Here is an 8,143-nt window from a genome sequence, read left to right on the forward strand (position 1 = left end):
GGGTGGTGGGGGTGAACTCTGCCGCTAGTCATGGGTCGCTGAAGCAGGAAGAAAGCAGCGATGCTGGGCAAAGTTCTGTTTTGTTCAGCGTTGCATAAGTCTTTCGGAGCGGCTATTCCATCAACAGGCCCAAGTCCAGGTGAGGCTGCCACAGATCGGCCAGGCGCTCCAGCAATTGCTCCCGCTGCTGAGCATAGTGGCCCTCCAGATCCGGCAAGGGATCCCAGCCTTTTTGTCGGCGCAGCCAGTTCAGCCATTGTCGCCGCCACAGGTGGTTGTCAAACAGGCCATGCAGATAGCTGCCCCAAATCCGACCCGTGGGATCCCGCCAGCCCAGGTTCTCTTGCTCGAACAGCGGCAGGCAGCCAGAGGGATCCGCCTGGGTGGATCCCTGATGAATTTCGTACCCCTGGATGGGGGCCAGGGCAGGCCATCGGCTTTGGGTCTGTACCTGCTGGGTGACCTTGGTGGGTTGTAAAACGGTGGTCAAAGGGAGAAAGCCCAACCCTGGGTAGGTGCCGGCGATCCCCTCCCAGCCTTCGGGATCGGCGATGGTTTCTCCCAACATTTGCAGCCCGCCGCAAATGCCGACGATATGGCCGGAGTATTGGCGCAGTTGATCGGCCAAGCCGGTCTTTTGCAACGCGAACAGATCGTTGAGGGTGGTTTTGCTGCCGGGCAGGATGACCACATCCGGGGATCCCAAACTTTGGCCAAGGTGAACCCAGCGCAGATGGACGGTGGGCTCCGCCAACAAGGGGTCAAAATCCGAGAAATTGGCCACCTGGGGCAAACGCACCACAGCAATCTCCAGGCGCCCTTCCCTCAGGGCTTGGCCACCGGCCCGGTCGCGGCGATCTTCCCAAAGCAGGGGGTTGGCTGCAATTCCCATCGAATCCTCTTGGGGCAGAACCCAGTCCACCCAAGGCAAGACCCCGACAACTGGGATCCCGGTGTAGTTTTCCAGCCAATCCAGGCCGGGCTGCAACAGTTCCCGCGAGCCCCGAAACTTGTTGATGACAATGCCCCGGATCAGGGCCCGTTCTTCGGGTTCCAGCAGTTGGAGTGTGCCCACCACATGGGCCAGCGCCCCACCTCGGTCGATGTCCGCCACCAGCCAAGTGGGGGATCCCAAATGCAAGGCAACCCGCATATTTGCCAAGTCCCGATGTTTGAGGTTCACCTCTGCTGGGCTACCTGCCCCCTCGCAAAGGATCCAGTCGTACTGCTGTTGTAGGCGAGCAAGGGCTTCTTTGACCGCTTGCCAGGCCGGCGCAAACCAGCGCTCGTAATACTCTCCGGCGCGGTAGGTGCCCACCGCCACTCCGTTCAAGACGATCTGGGAAGTCAGGTTGCCCTGGGGCTTCAGAAGAATCGGGTTCATTTCCACCGCAGGGGGGATCCCGGCAGCCCAAGCTTGCAGAGCCTGCGCGTAGGCGATCTCTTTGCCGTCTGGGGTGACATAGGCGTTGAGGGACATATTCTGAGCTTTGAAAGGGGCAACCCTTTTTCCCGCTTTCTTGAGAATGCGACAGAGGGCTGTCACCAAAAGGGTTTTGCCCACATGGGAAGAAGTTCCCACCACCATCAAGGATCGACCTGAACAGCTCACCCCGGATCCCTCACCCTTGGTTTCTGGTTGTTGCCATTCTCTCCGCGGCCAGTCCTGCCAAGCCAGGGCCTCCGTTGGCAAAGGCGACCCCATGATTCCTCAGTTCCCCAGAGCAACGTGCCCTGCTGATGCCAAGAGCCGAAACCCCGGGTCTGCACGGGATCCCAGGGGCTTGCGCCTTTGTGCTCTCGGTTGGATTTTAAGCTGGGGCAGATGGATTCGAACCACCGAATGGCGGGACCAAAACCCGCTGCCTTACCGCTTGGCGATGCCCCAATTCACATTGCTTAACCGGCTTAATTAATTTAGCGATGCAGCTTTAGATCTGTCAACGGTTGCGGTGGCTTCCTGTGTCGTGGGGAAGCTGAAGCTCTTCGCCAAGGCCAGGGCCGATGTCAAAGGGGTTCACAGGGAGAATGCGGGCCACCTCGAAGAAATAGGCGCGGATCTCTGGCCCGAAATAGATGACATCTCCGCTCCTCAGGTAGTGAGTAGCCACCCGCGTGCCGTTGACAAACACCCCATTGGTACTGGACTGGCCCTTGCGGTTGCCGTCGATCAGGCAATAGGTAAACCCTGTCCGGTTGGACTTGGTGGGCACCCGCACCAGGTAAGCGTGGCGACGCGAGACAAACCGATTGACGATCTGGATGGCGTTGGAGGGATCCCGTCCAAGCGTATAGATACTCTCCCGCAGGATGTAGCTGCAGGGCCGGACAGGATGGCAGATGGACAGGGTGAACTCCGGATGGGATACCGGCTGCTCAGGGACTTGATCGAACAAATCCGCCGGCAGATCAAAGCCCTGGCTGGGAAGAGGACTTTTCCCGCCAACCTCTGTGATGGAGGTGAAAAAATCGTCGTAGCTATGTGGCAAAGGTCTTCCCCCCTCAACGCTCAACGCCATTTACAGCAGCTTGGCTTTCCAAATTCAAAGTCTTATCTATAGTTCCCCAAAACCCTACTGCTTTCAAAGGAACTCTGGTCTTGGCGGGCTGCCGGAAAACCCACAAGCCCCAGTGTACTGTACTATACACTATAGGCAGTCTTGGAGATACCCCCTTTCCCAAAAAATTGGGTTTGGGTCGGGCCTATTTTGGCTTTCAGGGATCCCTTGGGAGCCACAGCCTCAGGCGGGCTATTCTGAGTAGCAGGTTTTTAACCTTGAGGTGAGGGTGTGACGGAGGCCCTGCTGCGTCGGTTGGATGTGGCCACAGAAGCTGCCCTGGAGGCAGGAGCTTTGCTGCGCAGTTATGTGGGGGGCACCCTTGCCATTGAGGAGAAACGTCCGGGCGACTTGGTGACGGCGGCGGATCGCGCTTCCGAGGATCTCATCTTAAAAATCTTGAGGCGGCACTTCCCCGAAGATGTCATCTTGACCGAGGAATCAGGCCAGCAGGGATCTCCGGAGGGTGCCTACGCTTGGATGATCGATCCCCTGGATGGCACCACCAACTTTGCCCATGGTTACCCTTTCGCTGCCGTCTCCATTGGTTTGCTGCAGGGGCGGGAGCCGGTTTTGGGGGTTGTTTGTGATGTTTTTCGCGGGGATCTGTTTCGCGCCGTCCAAGGGATGGGGGCTACCCGCAACCGCCAACCCATTCGAGTCTCCACAACGGCTGAATTGTCTCGGAGCCTGCTGGTTACCGGCTTTGCCTACGATCGTCGCGAAACCCCCGACAACAACTACGCCGAGTTTTGCCACTTTACCCATCTCACCCAAGGAGTACGGCGCGGCGGATCTGCAGCTCTGGATTTGGCCTATGTGGCCACCGGCCAGTTGGATGGCTATTGGGAGCGGGGCCTCTCCCCTTGGGACATTGCCGCAGGGATCGTCCTGGTGCGAGAGGCGGGTGGCAAGGTGACTGCTTACGATGGCGGCCCGGTGGATGTTTACAGTGGCCGACTGTTGGCCAGCAATGGCTGGTTACACGCTGCTCTGCAAGAAGAACTGGCCCAGGTGCGGCCTTTGCCGGTCTCCTTTCCCATGCGGCGGGATCCCCACCCAACCTATCAGAACCGGGAAAGCTCCCCAGTTGAGTTGAATTGAAGACAGAAGTAGCTGACGAATAATCGAGGAATAATCAAGAAGATTCCAAGAACCCTATGTTGGGCAGGGTAGATAGGAGATGGGTTAGCGGACTCCCCGGAAAACAGCGACATCGCTGCCGGGCGGCACAGTTCGGCCTGGCTCTCCTCTTGGGAGCGATGGCCCTTGGGGTTGCCACTGCTGGCCCCGGTTACCCTCAGCCGGCACAAGGGAAAGTCGCCCCCACCGAGCAGGCACAGCCCCTCGATTCCCGTTGGGCCGAGATCCAGGCCCGGGGGCGCATTCGGGTTGGCTTGGATCCCAGTTTGGGGCCGGCCTATCTCTATACCGACTTGGAGCGACAAACCTACGCCGGCTTCGAGTGGGATATCCTGGAGGCGTTGGCCCAAATCCTTCAGGTGCAGGTGGATCCCATCTACGTGGCCTGGAGCGAGCAGTTGGCGGCCTTGCAAGCGGATGAGGTGGACTTGATCTGGGGAGCGCGGGAAGCTTTGGGCTTGGATCCGGAGCAGTTTCTGGCCACCCGGCCCTACTATCTCAGCCCGCAGCGCTTGGTGGTACGGGATCCCTTCCCCACCTTTGGGCCAGAGGAACCGGCCATTGAAGCACTGTCGCAATTATTTGGCCGCAAAGTGGGCATTGTAGTTAACAGTACGGGGGCAGCCCTGCTGGAGGCGTACAACGAGAGGAGAGGCAACGCCATTCGTCTCTTTGCCACCAGCAACCCTGAGCGCTTGTTTGCTCAGCTACAGGCTGGCCAGTTGGATGCTGTGCTGGTCGATCAGCCCGTTGCCGCCCTGAACCTGCGCCAAGCCGGATCCCGACTGCGCCTGGTGGGGCCGCCCCTGTTCCCCATGCCTCTGGTGGGAGTAGTATCCTCTCAGCATCCTTCCCTGAAGGAAGCTGTGGATGGGGCGATTTCCAGCCTGATCGAAAACGGAACCTTGCAGCAGATTTTAGAGAAGTGGCAACTATGGGATCCAACTCTAATGTCCCCCGCCTCAACCGAGGACTAGCCCGCTACGAGACTGACCATTTCGCCATCTTAGGCGTGCCCCTTACCGCCGACTCCAAGGGGATCCGGCGCGGCTACCTGCAGGCGGCCAAGGCCCTCCACCCGGATCGGTTTGTGGGGGATCCCGAAGGTGCAGAGCGCGCCAACATCCTCTTTGCCAAGCTGGTCAACCCGGCCAACGAAGTGCTGACCAAAGAGCGGGAGCGAGGGGAATATGAAACGGTGCTCAAAATGCGGATCAAACGCCTTTTGGAGACGCCCCCCCCGGATCTTTGGCCCTCTGGGGAAGCCGTCAAGGGCTTGGCCGAGCACCCCCATTGGCAGGAAGAGTATGTCAGACGGGTGGAGAAGCTGGCCAAAGAGCAATACAGCTCCATGGAAACCCTGCTCGAGAAAACCGAGCAGTTGAGCGAGCTGAACCTGGCCTATTTGTTGCTCAAAGCCGGCTACCAAGGGATCCCAACCCCTTCCCCCAGCCATACCACTGTGGGTGGGATCCCAGCCTCCCCCGTCGTTGCTCCGCCCAGCCGTCCCCCTGTTCAGCCCGTTCCCACCCCACCTCCGGCTCCCAAGCTCAGCCCTGCGGAAACCCGCTTTATCCAAGCCTTGGACATGATCGAGCGCAAGCAATACCGGGATGCAGTGCAATATCTGAACTTCGCCATCAGCGCTGAGCCCAACGTGGCCCGCTACTACCTGCACCGGGGCATTGCTCACCTGAAGCAGGGGAATGCTGGCATGGCCAAAGCAGACTTTATGCAAGCCAGTCGCCTAGAACCTGCCAACGCCGAGTTGATGGCAGAAGTGCGCCGTTGGATGCAGCAAGTCACCACTCAACAGCCCGTTCCCGTCCCCAAGGACTCCGTCCCGCCAACGCGAGTGGCCAGCCGTCAAACGTCACAGGCTCAGAAAGTGGTGCCGCCTCCCCGCAAAGAAGACAACGGCGGGTTCTTGAGCCGCCTCTTCGGCAAGAAAAAGTAGGCAGACAGAGACCCCCTTAACGCGCTCCTCCCAGCACCAGCAGCGTGACCAGGGATCCCGTATTCCAGAGGCTGTGCAGTAGGATGGGAGCCAGCAGGTTGCGGCTGTGGCTGTACACCACCCCCAGCACCACCCCCAGCATGGTCAAAGGCAGCAGATCGGAAAGGTTGAGGTGGGCAAGGGCAAAGGTGAAGGCGCTAAGCCCAATGGCGGCCCCCATAGGCAGGTAGCGGCTTAGAGTAGGCAGCCAAAAGCCCCGGAACAGCACCTCCTCAAAAACAGGGGCACAGACAGACACCACGGCCAAAAACACCAACCGCGCCCCCCAACCATGGCTATCCAGCAGCAGGGGCAAAATGGGATTCCCACCCCCCGCCTGCGGTAGCAGCAATTGCGAGAGTGCCGCTGCCAGCACCACCAAAGGCAAGGCCACCCAGTAGCCACACAAGCCCCACAGCAGCCAAGGACCCCACAACCGCACCTGCAGCACCCTCTGCCAGCCGGGGTAGGTGTGCAAGAGACGGTACAACAACCCCGCCCCCAGCACAGCGCCGGAGTTGTAGGTGAGAAACAGGGCTACCGCCTGCTGCCAAGGGCTGAGCTGCCGTGCCCCCAGGCCGAGGATGATGATGTAAAGTCGAGGCACCAAAGCGTTGAGGGCGATAAACCCCAAAAACCAGCCGGTCAACACCGCTTGCGCCCCGATCCCCGGCCAAGGCACTTCCCAAGCAGGGCCCAGGAGCGGACGTTTGCGCCAAAGGCTCCAGCCCAGCCAGCCCAACAAGAGCATCAACCCCAGCAGCGCCCCCAGCACGGGAATCCCACCCACCACCGCCAGTCGAAACAGAGCCGCCAAGGCCAATTTTTCCTGCTGTTGGTTGAGGGCATTTAGGCTATCGCTGCGCTGCTGCAGTCGGTAAAGCTGTTGCAGAGCCACCGCCTCAAACCAGCCATCCAGATGATTGCGAATCTGCACCTCCGCCTCTGGCAAGATGCGCCGCGGTGTTCCCCACAGCCCTTGCAAAACCCGCGCTGCCCCCTTTTGGCTCGATTCCAGCTCCACGGGACGTTCCAGGTCGATGATCTGCTGCCATTGCTGCTGAGCGGCCTCCAGATCTTCTTGGTAGGCATAGAGCAAGCCAAGGCGCAGCCACAGTGCATCCAGCTCCGTCTGCAAATCTTGCATGGAGGCCAAAAGGGCGGGATCCACCTCTGGAGATTGGGCAGGTTCTGGGCTGGCCACCTCAGATTCGCCAGCAGGAGTTAAACGGGCCAGCCGTTTCAAACGTTTCAGGCGTTCGGTGTAGTTATCGGCAGTCTGCTGATAGCGATTTTGGGCCACCTTGAACACATCCTGACCCAAAAGTGCCCGTGCCAGATCCTGATAGCGGGGATCATCGAGGGTGCGGGAAGCCTGCAGGGCGAGATCGGTTTGCAACAAATCCAACTGCGTTTGGGGCGGCGGCTGAAACCAACTGCTGGAAAGAGAAAGCCCGACAATCACAATGGCCAATAGGCTCAGCAGGTTGAGGATCCCACGGCGAACAGAAAACCAAGCAGAGGAGGGGTCGGCAGAGGCCGTGGTTTCAGAGTGAGACATTGCGGCGACGGATCCAACTCAAGCGGGTTATATCCTATCTTCTGTATTGTCTTGGCGGAATGGAGTTGTTATTACTGCATTACGGATTTGTCCTGTTGTCACCGTCGCTCCAGCCAATAGCGATAGATGGGCAGGCCCAGTTGTAGGCAGTGCCACTCCCGCTCCGTGGGGATGCCGAGGGGATTGGAGTCCAAAGGCCCCTGGTGGGGATCCCAAAACTGCGGATGCTCTAAAAATCGAGCCGCCATTTCTTCGGCCACCTCTTGGATATCCGATTGCAGGAAGACGGGGCTGCCCGGTCGCAGCAGCAGAGCCAGATCCGCCACCAGTTGGGGCTGGACGATCCGCCGTTTGTGATGGCGCTTTTTGAACCAGGGATCCGGAAATAGGATGGTCACCCGGCTGAGATCCCCCGGCGCAAACAGATGCCGCAAAGAGACATTGATGTTGGCAAACAGAAAATGGACGTTATCCAGCCCCAGCTCATCCCGCCAGGCATTGGCCCGCTCCACCAGCGCCTGCCGAATCTCTACCCCTAGGAAGTTCCAGTCGGGCTGCTCCTGAGCGAGGCGCAGCAGAAATCGTCCGCTCCCTGTGCCGATATCCAGATGAAAGGGCTGCCCCAGCCGTCGGTATACCCGCTCCCAATGGGGTGGGGGGGTGGGCTGCTGATACTGCGCCTGCAGGGGATTGACGTGCTGCCGTACCCGGTGACCGAGGCCCCTCTGTAAGGGGATCCCGGCCCAAGGCGGAGAAGGGGGGCGCTTCTCCAGCTGGCCCTCAGGCGATTGCTGCCCCTGTTGCACCTCTGCTTCCATAGACCACCTCCTGCCGCCAGCTGCGGCCCTCGCCCAGTAAACTACCCGACCCTGACTACTTCGCAGT

General features: G+C 59.7%; 7 protein-coding genes and 1 tRNA gene. 3 read left to right on the forward strand and 5 right to left on the reverse strand.

Annotated elements, in window-relative coordinates; all coding sequences use genetic code 11:
- Nucleotides 1-112 precede the first annotated feature (112 nt).
- The 3 genes from NW856_RS02965 to NW856_RS02975 all read right to left on the reverse strand — a co-directional run bounded on the left by NW856_RS02965 (nucleotide 113) and on the right by NW856_RS02975 (nucleotide 2,519).
- Entirely contained in the window at nucleotides 113-1,588 is a 1,476-nt protein-coding gene (locus NW856_RS02965) for a cobyric acid synthase (protein ID WP_414399018.1), read from the reverse strand.
- Nucleotides 1,589-1,816: 228 nt separating this feature from the next.
- Nucleotides 1,817-1,888 (reverse strand) — tRNA-Gln (locus NW856_RS02970).
- A gap of 52 nt (nucleotides 1,889-1,940) precedes the next feature.
- Entirely contained in the window at nucleotides 1,941-2,519 is a 579-nt protein-coding gene (locus tag NW856_RS02975) for an FHA domain-containing protein (RefSeq protein ID WP_414399011.1), read from the reverse strand.
- A 270-nt stretch (nucleotides 2,520-2,789) separates the two neighbouring features.
- Here NW856_RS02975 and NW856_RS02980 point away from each other — a divergent pair, with 270 nt between their 5' ends.
- From NW856_RS02980 to NW856_RS02990, 3 genes are all read left to right on the forward strand, one after another.
- A complete protein-coding gene (locus NW856_RS02980) occupies nucleotides 2,790-3,662 on the forward strand; it encodes an inositol monophosphatase family protein (RefSeq protein ID WP_414399012.1) in 873 nt (290 codons plus the stop codon).
- 158 nt (nucleotides 3,663-3,820) lie between these two features.
- Complete coding sequence (locus NW856_RS02985) at nucleotides 3,821-4,678, forward strand: ABC transporter substrate-binding protein (RefSeq protein ID WP_414399014.1); 858 nt, start codon at nucleotides 3,821-3,823, stop codon at nucleotides 4,676-4,678.
- The gene (locus NW856_RS02990; protein ID WP_414356757.1) at nucleotides 4,636-5,658 is read left to right on the forward strand and encodes a DnaJ domain-containing protein; all 1,023 of its coding nucleotides are present in this window, start codon (nucleotides 4,636-4,638) and stop codon (nucleotides 5,656-5,658) included. The genes NW856_RS02985 and NW856_RS02990 overlap by 43 nt, the downstream gene beginning before the upstream one ends.
- 16 nt (nucleotides 5,659-5,674) lie before the next feature.
- Here the strand turns inward: NW856_RS02990 and NW856_RS02995 are convergent, their stop codons facing one another.
- Nucleotides 5,675-7,258, reverse strand: coding sequence for a lysostaphin resistance A-like protein (locus NW856_RS02995; RefSeq protein WP_414399016.1), 1,584 nt, complete (start codon nucleotides 7,256-7,258; stop codon nucleotides 5,675-5,677).
- Nucleotides 7,259-7,356: 98 nt separating this feature from the next.
- Nucleotides 7,357-8,076 (reverse strand): tRNA (guanosine(46)-N7)-methyltransferase TrmB, encoded by a 720-nt coding sequence (gene trmB / locus NW856_RS03000; protein ID WP_414343030.1) that lies wholly within the window; start codon nucleotides 8,074-8,076, stop codon nucleotides 7,357-7,359.
- Between the last annotated feature and the right edge of the window lie 67 nt (nucleotides 8,077-8,143).

Origin of the sequence: Synechococcus sp. R3-13 (assembly GCF_047462195.1) — a bacterium.
Classification (GTDB): domain Bacteria; phylum Cyanobacteriota; class Cyanobacteriia; order Thermostichales; family Thermostichaceae; genus Thermostichus.

Excerpts from the sequence above, each read along its gene's own strand:
- NW856_RS02965 (WP_414399018.1), bottom strand. The coding sequence starts at position 1,588 with ATGGTGGTGGGAACTTCTTCCCATGTGGGCAAAACCCTTTTGGTGACA.
- trmB (WP_414343030.1), bottom strand. The coding sequence starts at position 8,076 with ATGGAAGCAGAGGTGCAACAGGGGCAGCAATCGCCTGAGGGCCAGCTG.
- NW856_RS02975 (WP_414399011.1), bottom strand. The coding sequence starts at position 2,519 with ATGGCGTTGAGCGTTGAGGGGGGAAGACCTTTGCCACATAGCTACGAC.
- NW856_RS02995 (WP_414399016.1), bottom strand. The coding sequence starts at position 7,258 with ATGTCTCACTCTGAAACCACGGCCTCTGCCGACCCCTCCTCTGCTTGG.
- NW856_RS02990 (WP_414356757.1), top strand. The coding sequence starts at position 4,636 with ATGGGATCCAACTCTAATGTCCCCCGCCTCAACCGAGGACTAGCCCGC.
- NW856_RS02985 (WP_414399014.1), top strand. The coding sequence starts at position 3,821 with ATGGCCCTTGGGGTTGCCACTGCTGGCCCCGGTTACCCTCAGCCGGCA.